The sequence below is a fragment of the Flexivirga alba genome (assembly GCF_042661025.1).
In the GTDB taxonomy this organism is placed as follows: domain Bacteria; phylum Actinomycetota; class Actinomycetes; order Actinomycetales; family Dermatophilaceae; genus Flexivirga; species Flexivirga alba.
On record NZ_JBHSWH010000001.1, the window covers coordinates 3,533,561 to 3,548,890 of the forward strand.

General features: G+C 66.7%; 15 protein-coding genes. 2 read left to right on the forward strand and 13 right to left on the reverse strand.

The genetic code is table 11. The annotated features are described in order from the left end of the window. Nucleotides 1-15: 15 nt before the first annotated feature. The 6 genes from ACFQDH_RS17450 to ACFQDH_RS17475 form a co-directional block, all read right to left on the reverse strand. Nucleotides 16-1,014 carry a cation diffusion facilitator family transporter gene (locus ACFQDH_RS17450; protein WP_382403665.1) on the reverse strand — a complete coding sequence of 333 codons (999 nt, stop codon included), beginning with the start codon at nt 1,012-1,014 and terminating at the stop codon, nt 16-18. Between the two features lie 22 nt (nt 1,015-1,036). Beyond that, a complete protein-coding gene (locus tag ACFQDH_RS17455; protein ID WP_382403666.1) occupies nt 1,037-1,456 on the reverse strand; it encodes an FKBP-type peptidyl-prolyl cis-trans isomerase in 420 nt (139 codons plus the stop codon). Between the two features lie 34 nt (nt 1,457-1,490). After that, on the reverse strand, nt 1,491-2,552 hold the full coding sequence (locus ACFQDH_RS17460; RefSeq protein ID WP_382403667.1) for an FKBP-type peptidyl-prolyl cis-trans isomerase: 1,062 nt from the start codon (nt 2,550-2,552) through the stop codon (nt 1,491-1,493). A 97-nt stretch (nt 2,553-2,649) separates the two neighbouring features. Beyond that, nucleotides 2,650-4,011 (reverse strand): Pup--protein ligase, encoded by a 1,362-nt coding sequence (gene pafA, locus ACFQDH_RS17465; protein WP_382403668.1) that lies wholly within the window; start codon nt 4,009-4,011, stop codon nt 2,650-2,652. 9 nt (nt 4,012-4,020) lie between these two features. Beyond that, the gene (locus tag ACFQDH_RS17470; RefSeq protein ID WP_382403669.1) at nt 4,021-4,641 is read right to left on the reverse strand and encodes an IMPACT family protein; all 621 of its coding nucleotides are present in this window, start codon (nt 4,639-4,641) and stop codon (nt 4,021-4,023) included. A 30-nt stretch (nt 4,642-4,671) separates the two neighbouring features. Then, on the reverse strand, nt 4,672-5,721 hold the full coding sequence (locus ACFQDH_RS17475; RefSeq protein WP_382403670.1) for an aldo/keto reductase: 1,050 nt from the start codon (nt 5,719-5,721) through the stop codon (nt 4,672-4,674). A 78-nt stretch (nt 5,722-5,799) separates the two neighbouring features. Here ACFQDH_RS17475 and ACFQDH_RS17480 point away from each other — a divergent pair, with 78 nt between their 5' ends. Continuing rightward, nucleotides 5,800-6,336 (forward strand): TetR/AcrR family transcriptional regulator, encoded by a 537-nt coding sequence (locus ACFQDH_RS17480; RefSeq protein WP_382403671.1) that lies wholly within the window; start codon nt 5,800-5,802, stop codon nt 6,334-6,336. Nucleotides 6,337-6,400: 64 nt separating this feature from the next. Further along, nucleotides 6,401-7,396: an NAD-dependent epimerase/dehydratase family protein gene (locus ACFQDH_RS17485; RefSeq protein ID WP_382403672.1), complete on the forward strand. Its 996-nt coding sequence runs from the start codon at nt 6,401-6,403 to the stop codon at nt 7,394-7,396. 155 nt (nt 7,397-7,551) lie between these two features. Here the strand turns inward: ACFQDH_RS17485 and ACFQDH_RS17490 are convergent, their stop codons facing one another. The 7 genes from ACFQDH_RS17490 to dop all read right to left on the reverse strand — a co-directional run bounded on the left by ACFQDH_RS17490 (nt 7,552) and on the right by dop (nt 15,145). Next, nucleotides 7,552-9,414, reverse strand: a complete 1,863-nt coding sequence (locus tag ACFQDH_RS17490; RefSeq protein WP_382403673.1) for an ABC transporter ATP-binding protein — start codon at nt 9,412-9,414, stop codon at nt 7,552-7,554. 64 nt (nt 9,415-9,478) lie between these two features. Beyond that, a complete protein-coding gene (locus tag ACFQDH_RS17495) occupies nt 9,479-10,303 on the reverse strand; it encodes an ABC transporter ATP-binding protein (RefSeq protein ID WP_382403674.1) in 825 nt (274 codons plus the stop codon). Next, nucleotides 10,207-11,355, reverse strand: a complete 1,149-nt coding sequence (locus ACFQDH_RS17500; RefSeq protein ID WP_382403675.1) for an ABC transporter ATP-binding protein — start codon at nt 11,353-11,355, stop codon at nt 10,207-10,209. The genes ACFQDH_RS17495 and ACFQDH_RS17500 overlap by 97 nt, the downstream gene beginning before the upstream one ends. 308 nt (nt 11,356-11,663) lie before the next feature. Further along, complete coding sequence (gene prcA / locus ACFQDH_RS17505; RefSeq protein ID WP_382403676.1) at nt 11,664-12,443, reverse strand: proteasome subunit alpha; 780 nt, start codon at nt 12,441-12,443, stop codon at nt 11,664-11,666. Next, on the reverse strand, nt 12,443-13,255 hold the full coding sequence (gene prcB, locus ACFQDH_RS17510; RefSeq protein ID WP_382403677.1) for a proteasome subunit beta: 813 nt from the start codon (nt 13,253-13,255) through the stop codon (nt 12,443-12,445). The genes prcA and prcB overlap by 1 nt, the downstream gene beginning before the upstream one ends. Before the next feature lie 55 nt (nt 13,256-13,310). Then, on the reverse strand, nt 13,311-13,511 hold the full coding sequence (locus ACFQDH_RS17515) for a ubiquitin-like protein Pup (RefSeq protein WP_382403678.1): 201 nt from the start codon (nt 13,509-13,511) through the stop codon (nt 13,311-13,313). A gap of 104 nt (nt 13,512-13,615) precedes the next feature. Continuing rightward, the gene (dop, locus tag ACFQDH_RS17520) at nt 13,616-15,145 is read right to left on the reverse strand and encodes a depupylase/deamidase Dop (protein ID WP_382403679.1); all 1,530 of its coding nucleotides are present in this window, start codon (nt 15,143-15,145) and stop codon (nt 13,616-13,618) included. Nucleotides 15,146-15,330: the final 185 nt, after the last annotated feature.

The following is a 15,330-nucleotide window of genomic DNA, read 5'->3' on the forward strand; positions in this document are numbered from 1 at the left end:
CGGATGTACGACACGTCAGACCGTCGGGGTGGGGTCGTCGATCGTCAGGGACGGCTCGTCATCGGCCGACAGGCTCAGTACCGTGCCGGCGACGGCCGGATTGGCGGTGACCTTCGCCTCCAGAGCACGCAGGCGGTTGGCGACAATGTGCTCGGCGCGGTCACCGGCCAGGTCGACGTCGCCGACGACATAAACCTTGCGCGGACCGACGAATTCCAGCCGCAAGTAGGTGACCCGGGCGACCTCCGGGAGGGCGAGCAACGCACGCAGTGCGGCCCGGCGGACCTCCGGAGACACCTCTTCACCGACCAGGAAGCCGACGTTGCGCCGGATCAGGATGACGGCGACGACGCCCAGCACGCAGCCCACCAGGATCGAGCCGATTGCGTCCGGGGTCGGCGAACCGGTGAGCTGGTGCAGTCCGAGCCCTCCGCCTGCCAGCACCAGGCCGACGAGTGCGGCGGCGTCCTCGGCGAAGACCGCGCGCAGCGTGGGGTCCGAGGTGGCCAGCACGTGCTCAAGCAACTCGCGGTCGTAATGCGTGGCCTCGCCGCGGGCCTGTCGCACGGATTGCAGGAACGAGAAGCCTTCGAGGACGAATGCGATCGCCAGCACGATGTAGCCGATCAGGTAGTCGCTGGCGGCCTCCGGGCTGATGAGCGCCTGTATGCCGTGCCAGATCGACACCGCTGCACCTGCGACGAAGAGCCCCAGCGCAGCGAAGAGCGACCAGACGTAAGCCTCTCGGCCGTAGCCCAAGGGGTGCTGGGGGTCGGCCTCCTTGCGCGAGCGCTTGTCGGCAAACAGCAGGAAGACCTCGTTGCCGGCATCCGCCCACGAGTGCGCGGCCTCGGCCACCAGGGACGCCGACGCGGTGATGACCGCGGCGATGGTCTTGGCGATTGCGACGAGCGTGTTGGCGACCAACGCGATGACGACGGTGAGGGTGCTTTCTCCCCCACCGTCGTCATTGGCCTTGATACCGACGTTGAGCTCGTCGTGTGGCTGCGTCATACAGCCACGCTATCGGCCCGGATTACCTCAGGCCGAAGGCCCGACCTGCACCCGGCTTCTTGGTCGACACCAGGTCGACGACGAAGATCAGTGTCTCGTTCGGACCGATCGCGCCGCCGGCGCCCTGCTCGCCATACGCCAGGTGCGGCGGGATGGTCAGCTTGCGACGACCACCGACCTTCATGCCGACGATGCCCTGGTCCCAGCCCGGGATGACCTGGCCGACGCCGACCTGGAAGTCCAGCGGTGCACCGCGGTTCCAGGAAGCGTCGAACTCCTCGCCGGAGGACCAGGCGACACCCACGTAGTGCGCCTGGATCTGGTCTCCGGTCTGCGCCTCGGCACCGTCACCGGCGCTGAGGTCTTCGATGACCAACTCGGTGGGCGGCTCGGCACCCGGGAAGTCGATCTCCGGCTTGGTGGTGTTGGGGTCGAACGGCATGGCTTCCTCGCTTCGTGTGTGGTGTCGGGCTGGGTCAGCTGGCGTCGACGATGTCGACGACGAAGACCAGCGTGTCGGTCCCCTTGATGCCACCCTGCGGGTTTCCGGTCTTGCCGTAACCGTCGGACGGCGGAATGACGATCTCGACCCGGTCGCCGATCTTCTTGCCGACGAGTGCCTTGTCCCAGCCAGGTATGACCTTGCCTTCACCGATCGGGAAGCTGGCCGGGACACCGTAGCGGCCGGTGTTGCCGGTCGAGTCGAAGACCTTGCCGGCCTTGCCCTTCGTCCAGATGACACCGGTGTAGAGGGCGGTCAGCGTCTGGCCCTTCTTGACGGTGGGGCCGTTTCCGTTGATCAGGTTCGCCGACTCCAGCTTCTTGGGTGCGTCGGCGTTCGGCATGGTGATCGTGGCCGGCTTGGTGATGCCGTTCCACTTCACGGTCGGCATCCCGGACTTGGGCGCGACCGTGGTGCCGGAGGCGAGGTTCTGGCGGGCACCGTTGATCTTCAGGTAGAACACCACCGAGTCCTTGCGGGTGACACCGAGCTGGGAGTTGCCCTCGGACCCGAAGGCCTCCTTCGGCGGCACCGCGATGGTCTCGGTCGTGCCGACCTTCTTACCGGTGATCGCCTTGACCAGCCCCGGGAACTGCGAGGGGTCCTTGAGGTACATCGGGCCGGCAGCGTTGGCGAACGTGTCGGCGAGCGTCTTGCCGGTGCGGCCGTTCACGGCGACGTAGCTGACGTCGGCGAGATCGGTGTCCTTGACGACGGCGCCGGTGCCCTGGGACTTGACGGCCACGGTCGTCGTGTTGACCTGGAACGGCTTCTTGCCCAGCGTGATCGCCGGGCTCTTGCCCGTGGCAGTCGTCACCTTCACGTCGCTGATCGGTGAGACGTCCTTCGCAGCCACGGTGTATGGCGGCAGCGATGTCGACGAACTGGCGGTCGCCGCCTTCGACGACGAACTTGCCTTCGACGAGGAACCGCTGCCGTTGGAGGAACTGCTGCCGCAACCGGCGAGCAACAGGACGGGCAGGGTGCCGGCAGCGAGCAGGCGGATCGGGATACGGCGCACGTCGAAGAACCTCATCAGAAAGCGTTGGGAGTCTGTTCGTGAATATCGAGCGGGCGCCACCCTAACGAAGCCCGCTGTGGACCGCGTATGAGCGGGGTATCCGACGGCGCTTTTACATTCCGTCGATCAGCCGCTCCACCCGTTGGTCGCTGGCGGTGAATGGATCCTTGACCAGCACGGTTCGCTGCGCCTGGTCGTTGAGCTTCAGGTGCACCCAGTCGACGGTGAAGTCACGCCTGGCCGCCTGTGCGGCGCGGATGAAATCGCCGCGCAGTTTCGCGCGGGTCGTCTGTGGTGGGTAGGTCTTGGCCTCGAACACCTCGACATCCGAGCACACTCGCGCAGCCTTCCCACGCCGCTGCAACAGGTAGAACAGGCCGCGTTCGCGGTTGATGTCGTGGTAGGTCAGATCGAGTTGCAGCATACGCGGATCGTCAAGTGCCAGACCGTGTTTCGCGGCATACTGGTCCAGCAGCTTGTGCTTGATGACCCAGTCGATCTCGGTGTCCACGAGGGCCAGATTGTCGGTGTCGATCGCGGTCAGGGTCCGTTCCCACAGATCCATGATCCGTTTGGTGAGGTCGTCGGTGAGGTTGCGGCTGTCGACATACGACCGGGCGCGCTCGAAGTATTCGGCCTGCATCTGCAGCGCGGACAGCTCACGGCCGTTGGCCAGGCGTACCAGCGCGTGGCCGGTGACGTCGTGGCTGATCTCCCGGATGGCGCGGATCGGGTTCTCCAGGGTGAGATCACGCATGGAGATGCCGTCCTCGATCATCCGCAGCACCAGGTGCGCTGAGCCGAGCTTGAGCATTGTCGTCGTCTCGCTCATGTTGCTGTCGCCGACGATGACGTGCAGGCGGCGGAATCGCTCGGCGTCGGCGTGCGGCTCGTCGCGGGTGTTGATGATCGGCCGCGACCGGGTGGTGGCGCTGCTGACGCCCTCCCAGATGTGATCGGCTCGTTGGCTGACACAGAAGGTCGGCTTGTGGCCGAGCGTCGCGATCTTGCCTGCGCCGCAGGTGATCTGGCGACTGACCAGGAACGGGATGAGGATGTCGGAGATCTGCTGGAACTCGCCCGCGCGCCCGATCAGGTAGTTCTCGTGGCAGCCGTAGGAGTTGCCGGCCGAGTCGGTGTTGTTCTTGAAGACGAAGATCTTGCCCTCGACGCCTTCGTCGGCGAGGCGGGCCTGCGCTTCTTCGACCAAGCCCTCGATGATGCGCTCGCCCGCTTTGTCGTGGATGACGGCTTCACGCACGTCGTCGCACTCGGGGGTGGCGTATTCGGGGTGGCTGCCGACATCCAGGTAGAGACGGGAACCGTTGCCCAGGAACACGTTCGAAGACCGGCCCCAGGACACAACCTTGCGGAAGAGGTAGCGCGCGACCTCGTCCGGCGTCAGCCGACGCTGCCCGTCGAAGGTGCACGTCACGCCGTATTCGTTCTCGATGCCGAAGATCCGCCGCTCCATACATTGACCCTAACTGCGGATGTCGTGCCAGCGGGGACCGTTTCGTATGGCGTCGCCCGTGCCGCCGGTCAACTCCGCGATCTGGGCTTCCAGTGCGTCCGGGTCGGTGGTCGTCAGATGTAGCGTCGCGACCTCGGCGTACTCGGTTCCGGTGACGTCGACACCGCGGGCCCGTAGCTCGGCCTCGACCCGCCCCGCGTCTGCATGCGGGACGTCCAGGTCGACCGCTTCGCGTTGCTCCCGTATGACGAAACGGGCCTGTCGCAGGGCAGCGTCGACCGCCCCGCCATACGCCCTCGTCAGGCCGCCGGTGCCCAGCAACGTGCCGCCGAACCATCGGGTCACCACGGCGACGACGTCCGACAGTTCGGCGGCACGAAGAGCTGCGAGCATCGGAGCGCCGGCGGTGCCGGAGGGTTCGCCGTCGTCATTGCTCCGCTGGAGGCGCCCGTCCGGGCCGAGCACGAAGGCGCTGCAGTGATGTCGGGCGTCGCGATGTGCGGCTCGCACCTCGGCGATGACCGCACGTGCTGCCTCTTCGCTCTCGACCCTACGGACATCGGCGAGGAAGCGCGACCGGCTGATCTCGATCTCGCCGATGCATGGCGCGCCGATCGTCCGGTAGGTCATGAACGGCGAGCCTAGCCCGCGAATCGCTTTCTACGAGAGCGCCATTCCCGGGACTCGCGCCCGGATGGCGTCCATTTCCTCCTCGTCGGAGACGCCCTGCCAGTCGTATCGCGGCGTGTACGGAGCTTCGAGCGCGCGCAGGTCGTCGTCGTCGAGGGTGAGGTCCAGCGAGGCCACCGCCTGGTCGATCTGCTCGATCGATCCGGCGCCAACCAGCGGGGCAGTCACGACGGACTGACGTCGCAGCCAGGCCAGTGCGACCTGTGCGCGCGTGACACCGTGCCGGTCAGCGACCATCCCGACGGCGTCGATGATGGCGCGGTTCGACTCCTCCTCGGCGGGCGAGTACAGCAGGTCCGCGAACGCGCCGTCGGTCGCGGAGCGGGCGGTGGCGCGTGCGTCATCCCAGGCGCGGGCGAGGCGTCCTCGGGCAAGTGGCGACCAGACGATGGTGCCGACACCCTCGTCCCGGCAGAGCGGGATCATCTCGCGCTCCTCCTCGCGCGCGAGGAGGTTGTAGTGATCCTGCATCGAGACGAACCGGGCCCACCCGTGCTGCCGCTGCAGGTGCAGCGCCTTGGCGAACTCCCACGCATGCATCGACGACGCGCCGACGTAGCGGACTTTGCCGGCTCTGACGACATCGTCGAGGGCTTCCAAGGTCTCCTCCCACGGCGTCGAGTGGTCGTTGCGATGGATCTGGTAGAGGTCGATGTAGTCGGTGCCGAGCCGACGCAACGAGTGGTCGACCTCGGTCATGACGGCTTTACGCGACAGCCCACGACCGTTGGGGCCCAACCGCATCGGGTGCCGCAGCTTGGTCGCTATGACGACCCCGTCGCGGTCGGCGTAGTCCCGGAGGGCTCGGCCGAGGATCTCCTCGCTCGAACCGTTGGAGTACATGTTGGCCGTGTCGAAGAAGTTGATCCCGACATCCAGGGCGTGCTTGATGAGCGGGCGCGCCTCGCTCTCGGTCTTGGACCAGACCGGGTGCCCTCGGTCGGGCTCGCCGTAGGTCATGGCGCCGATGGCGATCGGTGACACGTCCAGACCGGTCGTGCCGAGTTTGATGTACTGCATGGTGCTCCTCTAACGTAGGCGGAGAGTTCTCCAGTTACATTAGTGGAGAACTCTCCACTTAGCAAAGGATGTTCTTCCGTGGTCCGTTCCGACGCTCGCGAGAACCGCATGCGCATCCTCACGGCAGCTCGCGATGCATTCGCGAAAGACGCTGCGGCGTCGATGAATCAGGTCGCGCAACTTGCCGGAGTCGGTGCCGGCACGCTGTACCGCAACTTCCCGACACGGGAGGATCTTGTGCTGGCGGTCTACCAGGACGAGGTCGTTCGGCTGGTCGACTCCGTTCCCGAACTGCTGTCGAGGCTGTCGCCCGTCGACGCGCTCCGCACCTGGACTCTGGACCTCGTCGCAGCGATGCGCCGCAAGCACGGGCTCGGTGACGCGCTGACGCCGAGCGCCCACAAGTCGGTGACCGAGAGTTCGTACGGTCCGGTCGTGGGCGCGATCGGCGCCCTGCTGGAGGCGGGCGCCTCAGCCGGAGTCATCCGGGCCGATGCGAATCCCGCAGACTTCCTCCAGCTCACGGGCGCACTCTGGCGCGCCCCCTCGATGCCGGAGGACCGCGCGCCGCACATCCTCGAACTGATCCTCGACGGGTTGGCGCCGAGGGCGTGACTCGGCCGCTGCCGTGAGCAGCGACCCGTTGCCAACGGGCCGCGCAACGTGGTCGGCTGACCGCATGCGACTTCTGGTGCTCGGTGGGACGGCATGGCTCGGCGGCGAGATCGTTCGCGCCGCACTCGAGGATGGCCACGAAGTGGTCTGTATGGCGCGCGGCGATCGGCCCGCCCCGGACGGTGCGACGCTCGTTGCCGCGAATCGTGATGATCCACAGGCATATTCGGCGCTCGACGGACGCTTCGACGCGGCGCTCGACGTGACGATGGTCCCGGCTCACGCGCGCGGCGCCGTAACCGCGCTCCGGGATCGGGTTGACCACTGGGCGCTGGTGTCGACCTGCTCGGTCTACGCGCAGGACGACGTGCCCGGCCAGGATGAGTCCGCGCCCCTGCAGCCGGCCTGGGACGGCGCGTTCGAGATCGAAAAGTATGGCGAGTGCAAGGTCGCCTGCGAGCAGGCCGTGCTCGCGGCATACGGTGACAGCGCGCTGATCGCCCGGCCGGGACTGATCACCGGACCCGGTGACCACAGCGACCGAACCGGCTACTGGCCGTTGCGTTTTGCGCATCCGGCGACTGATGACGGCGCAGTGCTCGTGCCGGACGCGCCCGAGGCATCGGTCCAGCTGATCGACGCACGGGATCTCGCACGCTGGCTCGTGGAGGCCACCCAACGCGGCACGGCAGGGGTGTTCAACACGACCACCGAGCACATCGCGCTGGGCGACTACTTTGCGCTGGCTCGCGACGTGGCCGGTCATGACGGCGACCTCGTCACGGTCGACCAGCAGTGGATCACCGACCACGAGATCGTGCCGTGGGCCGGCGAACGCAGCCTCCCGCTGTGGCTACCGCAGCCCGAATACGCAGGATTCGCAACGCGATCGACCGCGGCTGCTCGTGCGGCCGGGTTGCAGACCCGGCCACTCGAGGAGTCGATCCGCGACACTCTCGCGTGGGAGCTGCAGGCCGGACCGGGGCGCGTCCGCAAGTCGGGCCTCTCCCCCGCCGATGAGGTCGTGCTCATCTCGGACGCTCGCGCGACCGACCTCTGACGCTCCCTCACCAGGCTGGCCTCCCCTCCGACCGAGAGGACAGTCTTTCGTCGACGGGACAGGCGATTTGTGACGGATGTGGCTGGTGAGGTGGCCATTGCCTGTCCTCTCGATATTTGGCTGTCCTCTCGGTCAGGGGCGCACGTGTTATGCGATCAGGCGAGGGACTCCACCCACGCACGGTGCAGGGCGGCATACCGCCCGTCACCGGCGCCGATCAGGTCGGCCGGCGTGCCGTCCTCGATCACCTGGCCGTGTTCGAGCACCAGCACCCGGTCGGCGACCTCGACGGTCGACAGGCGGTGCGCGATGATCAGCGCCGTCCGGTCGGCGAGCACGGTCTCCAGGGCACGCTGCACCAGCCGCTCGCTCGGGATGTCCAGCGACGAGGTCGCCTCGTCCAGGATCAGCACCGCCGGGTCGGCCAGGAACGCCCGCGCGAACGCAACCAGCTGCCGCTGCCCCGCCGACAACCGGCCACCGCGCTTGGCGACGTCGGTGTCGTAGCCGTCGGGCAGTTTGTCGATGAACTGATCGGCACCGACGGCTTCGGCTGCGGCGTGGACCTCGTCGTCGGTCGCCGAGGGCTTGCCGAAGCGGATGTTGTCGGCGACGGTGCCCTCGAACATGAAGTTCTCCTGCGTCACCAGCACTACGTGGCGCCGCAACTGCGGCTGGTCCACATCGCGCAGGTCCGTGCCGTCCAACCGCACCGCGCCGGACGTCGGGTCGTAGAAGCGGGCCATCATCTTGGCGATCGTCGTCTTGCCCGCACCGGTCGTGCCCACCAGAGCCACCGTCTGCCCCGCCGGTATGTCGAGCGTCAGCCCGGGGAGCACCGGGCGCCCCTCGACATACTCGAACCGCACGTCAGCGAACTGCACTGCACCCTGGACGCTTTCGAGCTGCTTGGGCTGCTCTGGGTCCTTGATCCCGGGAGGTGTCGAGATGACGCCGGCGACCTTCTCCAACGCCGACGATGCCGATTGGAAGGTGTTGAAGAACTGGGTGATGTCCTGCATCGGTTCGAAGAACATCCGCAGGTAGAGCAGGAACGCGGTCAGCACCCCGATGGTCATGTGCCCGTGCAGCACGCGGTAGCCGCCATACAGCAGGACGATGCTGGTCATGATGTTGCCGACCAGCTTGACCGAGGGCATGAAGATCGCCACCAGCTGGAACGTCTTCTCGTTGATCGCGCGGTAGCGCTCGGCGACCTCTTCGAAGATCTCCTGGTTGCGCGGCTCGCGACGGTATGCCTGCACCGCCTTGATGCCAGTCATGGTCTCGACGAACTGCACGATCACCAGCGCCGCGCTCTCGCGGACCTCGCGATAGGTCTTGCTGGACGCGCTGCGGAACCAGGCGGACAGCGCCACGAGCACCGGGAAGCTCACCAGGCAGATCAGACCCAGCTCGACATCGAGGGTTACCAACAGGATCGCCGTCCCGACGAGCGTCAGTGCCGCAGTCACCAAACTGTCGAAGCCGTTCTCCAGCATGTCCTGGATGGCCTCGACGTCGTTGGTCGAACGGCTGACGACGCGACCGGAGGTGTATTTGTCGTGGAACGAGACGTCCAGCCGCTGGAAGTGTCGGAAGATGCGGCGGCGCAGCTCCAGCAGCGCGAGCTCGCCGATCGTGCCGGACTGTCGCAGGAAGAGCATGCGAGTGACCGCCTGCACCGCGACGACGGCACACAGGACGCCGATGACCACGAGCAGGACGTGCGAGTCGCCGCTGCGGCGGATCGGCGGGACGCCGTGGTCGATGCCGAGCTGGACCAGCCTGGGCACCGAGAGGCGTGCGAGGTTCTCGAAGACGACCAGCACGCACAGGACCGCGACCATCTTCTTGTATGGCGCCAGGAGCGACCCCAGCAGCTGACGCGCTTCGCGCCGCATCGGCCGGGACTCGTCGATCGGCAGGTCACTGTCGTTGTCGGACATCATCCGGCCCCGCCAGCGCTCCACCTCCTTCAGGGACTCGTCGGTGCGAGGTTGCGTATCGGTACTCATAGCGAGTTCCTCCTTCGTCGTACCTCGCACTGAGCCTGTGCCTTTGGTCGCTCGCTCCGCTCGCTCATCGTCGCGCCTCCCGCGCCGGGCTGTGCAGAGACCCGAAATCGTCGTCGCGAGAGGCGCGTTCGGAACTCTCGGCGATCTCGCTGTCCTCCCGAGCGCATCGGCGCTCGTCGTCCGTGCACCAGGTCGGATCGGCCTCCGCACCGTCGTCGAGCTCGTCATCAGCAGCCAGCAGGTATCGATATCTGGGGACGCTGGCCAGCAGTTGCGAGTGCGTGCCTACGTGGGTGATCGTGCCGTTGTCCAACAGGGCGACCCGGTCGGCGAGCAACACGGTCGATGCCCGGTGAGCAACGACCAGGCCGGTCACCGAGTGCAGCACCCGGCGAAGCGCCTCTTCGACGAGTGCCTCGGTGTGCACGTCCAGGGCCGACAGGGTGTCGTCCAGGACGAGGACCTTCGGCTGGGTGAGCACCGCGCGTGCGAGTGACAGTCGTTGCCGCTGTCCGCCGGACAGACTCATGCCCTGCTCACCGATGCGGGTGTCGAGCCCGAACGGCAGATCGTGGACGAAATGGGCCTGGGCGACATCGATCGCCTCCGCGATCTCATCCTCGGTGGCTCCCGGCCGGCCGAGCGTGAGGTTCTCGCGCACGGACAGGGAGAACAGGGTCGGGTCCTCGAAAGCCGTTGCGACGGTGGCGCGTAGCGCCGGCAGGGTCAGCTCGCGTATGTCGGTGCCGTCGACTTCGATGCGACCTTCCGTCACGTCATACAGCCGCGGGATCAGCCCAGTGAGGACCGACTTGCCAGAGCCGGTGGCCCCGACCAGGGCGATGGTCTCCCCGGAGCCAGATCCAGATTGACATGTCGCAGTGTCCACGCCTCGTCGCCGTCCTGGGCATCGGGGAACTTGAACCCGACGTCGACCAGCCGCAGTGAGCCGCCGCGCGATACGTCGTTGACCGGGCCGTCAGTGATGTCCGGCTCGGAGTCGAAAATCTCCGCCACCCGGTCGGCTGCGGTCATCGCCTCCTGAGTCATGGACAGCAGGAAACCCATCGCCGCGATGGGCCACACCAACGACAACATCATGGTGATGAACGCGACGAGTGTGCCGAGCGTGATGCGCCCCGACCCGGTTGCGGCCGCACCCAGCCCGAGGACGACGATGAGCGTGATGTTGGGGATGACCTCCAGCAGCGTCCAAAAGCTCGCCTGTAACCGGACCTTGCGCACCTGAATGTCGAAGAGCTCGGTCGCCTTCTCGTCGAAGCGCTCGTAGACGTAGTCCTCGCGGCCGAACGACTTGATCACCCGCAGGCCGAGGGCGGACTCCTCGACGGTGGTCGCGACCACACCCGTCTGGTCCTGCGCCATCCGGGAGAGCTTGGTGAACTTGCGCTGGTTGTGCAGCACGGTCGCCGCGATCGGCACGATCGAGATCACGACCACGACCCCGAGCGGCCAGTAGAGCAGCAGCAGGATGATCGTCACGACGATGATCTGCAGGGTGTTCAGGACCAGCATGACGATGCCGAAGCTCAGCAACCGACGAATCATGCTGAGGTCGTTCATGATTCGCGACAGCAGCTGACCCGACTGCCATTGGCTGTGGAACGACATGGGCAAGATTTGGAGCCGGGCGTACATCTCCTTGCGGATGTCGCGCTCGATGCCCATCGTGGCGCGTGCGACCAGCCATCGTCGGCCGAACCACAGGACCGCCTCCGCGATACCGATCGCGAGGGCGGCGATGCCGAGCACCCACAGACCGCGCTGGTCGTGGTGGGTGACCGGTCCGTCGATGACAGCCTTGGTCATCAGCGGTATGACGATGGTCGCGGCCAGGCTGGCGAGTCCGAAGACCATCATGGTGATCCACCGGGCCCGGTAGGGCTTCACGTATGGCGCCAGCCTCAGCAGGCTCGTCATACGACTGTGCCGCTCCGGTGCTGGCTTGATGCTGGATGCGGAGCTCAGGCCCGCGGCTGCGGAGCGCGAGACATCGGAACTATCGGAGGGAACGGTTGCCGGCGGTGGCTGATGGGTCATCGTGAGGTGCAGGCTCCTGGGTGAGTGACGACGGCGAAGCACACCTCAGCCTCGACGTTCAACCACACTTGAAGTCAAGGCGGCGAAGTCCCCTGGAACTTCGACCTCAGTGGGCGTGCGCGAGATAACTGGGATGTCTATTGATCATGTCACGCACCACCGACAAAGGGCATCCCGATATTCGGCTGCTAGACCTCGGGCTCGTCGTCGACCCGGTGGGTGTCGTGCGCCCCGCCCTCGTCCTCGGTGTGCGGCACGTCCTCGGTCGGGTCGTCCGGGCTCAACAGCGCTTCGAGCAACGGGCCGGCGATGCGGCGGAACTTACGGCGCTCCCTGGCCCGATCAAGAACGGCGACCTCGAGCTGATCGGCGGACAGCGTGCGCGCGTCTCCGCCGTTCGGGTCCTCCCCCAGCACCGCAACGGCGAGTCGCAACACTGTGCCGAGATCCATGCCCGACTCCCAGCGCTCCTGCAACACGCTGTTGATGTGCTCGGACGCGCCACCCATCGCGACGAAGCCGTGCTCGTCACCCACCGACCCGTCGTAGGTCAACCGGTAGATCTGGTCCTCGGCCGGGTCCGCGTCCACCTGCGCGACGACGATCTCGACCTCGTAGGGCTTGGACTCCTGGGTGAAGACGGTGCCGAGGGTCTGGGCGTAAGCGTTCGCGAGTCCGCGGGCCGTGACGTCCGAGCGGTCGTAGGAGTAGCCACGAAGATCGGCATACCGGATGCCGGCGACGCGCAGGTTCTCGAACTCGTTGTACTTGCCAACGGCCGCAAACGCGATCCGGTCGTAGATCTCCGACACCTTGTGCAGCGCCCGGCTGGGGTTCTCCCCGACGAAGGCGATGCCACCGTCATACGCGAGGACGACCACCGACCGCCCGCGAGCAATACCCTTGCGCGCGTAGTCGGCCCGGTCCTTCATCAACTGCTCGGGCGAGACGTAGAACGGCATCGACATCAGCGGGTACCTCCGATTTCGCGGCGGGCATCAAGGACCTGCTCGACCACCGCGGCCAGCGTGTCGTCGTTCACGAACCGGGTGCCTTCGGCGTCAACCACTGCGACCGTGGGCCAGATGCGTCGCCCGAAGTCCGGTCCGCCGGTCGCGGAGTCGTCGTCGGCGGCGTCATACAGGGCCTCGATGGCGACGTGGACGGCCTCGTCACGGGTGAGGCCACGACGCCACAGCTTCTTGAGCGCGCCGCGGGCGAAGAGCGAGCCCGAACCCACCGAGTGGAAGTCATGCTCCTCGTAGCAACCGCCGGTCACGTCGTAGGAGAAGATCCGGCCGGCAGCGCGGCCGAGGTCGTAGCCGGCGAAGAGCGGCACGACCGACAGACCCTGCATGGCCATCCCGAGGTTGCCGCGGATCATCGTGGCGAGCCGGTTGGCCTTGCCGACCAACGAGAGCCGCGTGCCCTCGATCTTCTCGTAGTGCTCGAGCTCCACCTGGAAGAGCCGGACCATCTCGATGGCGGTGCCTGCCGTGCCCGCAATGCCGACCGCGGAGTAGTCGTCCGCGGCAAAGACTTTGAGCATCTCGTTGTTGGCGATCAGGCTGCCCATCGTGGCCCGTCGGTCGCCTGCGAGCAGCACGCCGTCGGCATACGCCAGCGCGATGATCGTCGTGCCGTGCGGCGCCTCCACCGAAGCCACCGGCAGTGTGCGTGAGCCTGGCACCAGATCGGGCGCGTGCCCGGCGAGGAACTCGGTGAACGACGAGGAACCGGTTTGCAAGTAGGAGTCGGGCAGCTTGTTGGAACTACTCATCGGGGTCCCCGCAAAGTATCGGAGCAAGGTACGAGCGGAGAACTTTGTGGGGTGATCATTCCCCGCCCTTTTGGACGAAGCCGCGCACGAATTCCTCGGAGTTGGACTCCAGCACACCGTCGATCTCGTCCAGGACGCTGTCGATGTCGTCGTCCAACTCCTGCTTCGCGGGCGCGGCAGCGGGTGCCGGCTCCGGGGCGTCATCGGCCGGGTCGGCGTCGCGGCGTTGCGGATTCTTGTGTTCCTGCGTGGCCATGGCGGTGTCCTCTCGTTCGACGTGGCGCGCTGCGCCTCATTCCCAACCCTACGTGCGGCACCCCGTATGACGCGACGGCGCGCCACCTTTCGTGATCTGAGAAGTCAGTCGACCTGCCGTGGTTCGTTCGCCAGCAGCCGCAACAACTCGTCCGCAGAGCTCGCACGGTCCAGCAGGCCGCCCACGTGTGCCTTCGTGCCGCGTGCTGGTTCGAGCATCGGCACGCGTTGGAGGCTGGGCTGCGACTGCACGTCGAAGATGACCGAGTCCCATGAGGCGGCGGCGACCTCACGGGGAAAGCGCGCAAGACAGGTGCCGCGGAAGTAGGCCCGGGTGTCGACCGGCGGCTCTGCCACGGCGCGCTGGACGGCGGCGTCATCGACGAGCTGTTCGAACCGGCCGGCGGCCAGCAGACGGTTGAAGAGGCCCTTGTCGGCGCGCACATCCGACCACTGGATGTCGATGGCGCGCAGCCGGTGATCCGACCAGTCCAGCCCGTCTCGTGCGCGATAGCTCTCCAGCGTCTTCAGCTTCGCGACCCAGTCGACCTCGCGGGCCGCCTCCATCGGGTCGCGCTCGAGCTTGGTCAGCACCTGCTCCCACCGCTGCATGACTTCGGCGGTGTCCGCGTCGAGCTCCCCGCCATACTGCCGTTGTAGCCACTTGTTGGCGAGTTCGTAGTAATTCCAGAGCAATTGGACGCCGGTCATGGTGCGCCGGCCGGAGACCTCGACGGTCGCGCGAAGCGTCGGGTCGTGCGACAGCCGCTGCAACGCCTCGACCGGCTTGTCGACGGTCAGGTCCTGGGTGATGGCGCCGTCCTCGATCATGCCGAGCACCAGGCTGGTCGTGCCGAGCTTCAGCAGGTTGGTCACGTCGCAGTGGTTGGCGTCACCGAGGATCACGTGCAGTCGTCGGTAGCGGTCGGCAACGGCGTGCGGCTCGTCGCGGGTGTTGATCAAGGGCCGCTTCAGGGTGGTCTCCAGGCCCACTTCGACCTCGAAGAAGTCGGATCGCTGGGCGAGCTGGAAGCCCGGCTTGCCCGACTCCACGCCGATGCCGACGCGACCCGAACCGCACATCACCTGACGCGCGACGAAGAACGGGATGAGGTGACGCACGATCTCCGAGAACGGAGTCGACCGGCTCATCAGGTAGTTCTCGTGCGTGCCGTAGGACGCGCCCTTTCCGTCGGTGTTGTTCTTGTAGAGGTTGACCCCTGGCGTGCCCGGACCGGACAGCAGTCGCACCGCCTCACGCATCACCAGCTCGCCCGCGCGGTCCCACTTGATCGCATCGCGCGGGGTCGTGACCTCCGGCGAGCTGTATTCGGGGTGGGCGTGGTCGACATACAACCGTGCCCCGTTGGTGAGCACGACATTGGCGAGGGTCGGGTCCTCCTCGTCGGTCAGCTGGCTGGCGTCGGCATTGCCCCGGGCCATGTCGAAGCCGCGTGCATCGCGCAGCGGTGCTTCGTCCTCGTAGTCCCAACCGGCCCGGGCCGCCCGCATGCCCACCTGCGTGGCGTATGCCGTGACGACGCGTCCGGACAGAACCATCGGGTTCGCAGTCGGATCGCCGGGCACGGAGATGCCGTACTCGGTCTCGATGCCCATGATGCGGCGCACAGTCATGGCTCGACCTTATGACCGCAATACTTCCGCCATGACGAGGGTTCACTGGACGGACTTGCCGCACATGCCGATCCGGACGCGCCTGTGGTGCATGGTGTCCGATCTGGCGCGCAAGGGCGTCGCGGCGATGGAGCCGCAGCAGATCGCCGCCAGTCGTGCGCTGGCGCCAGATCCGCGCTTCCCGG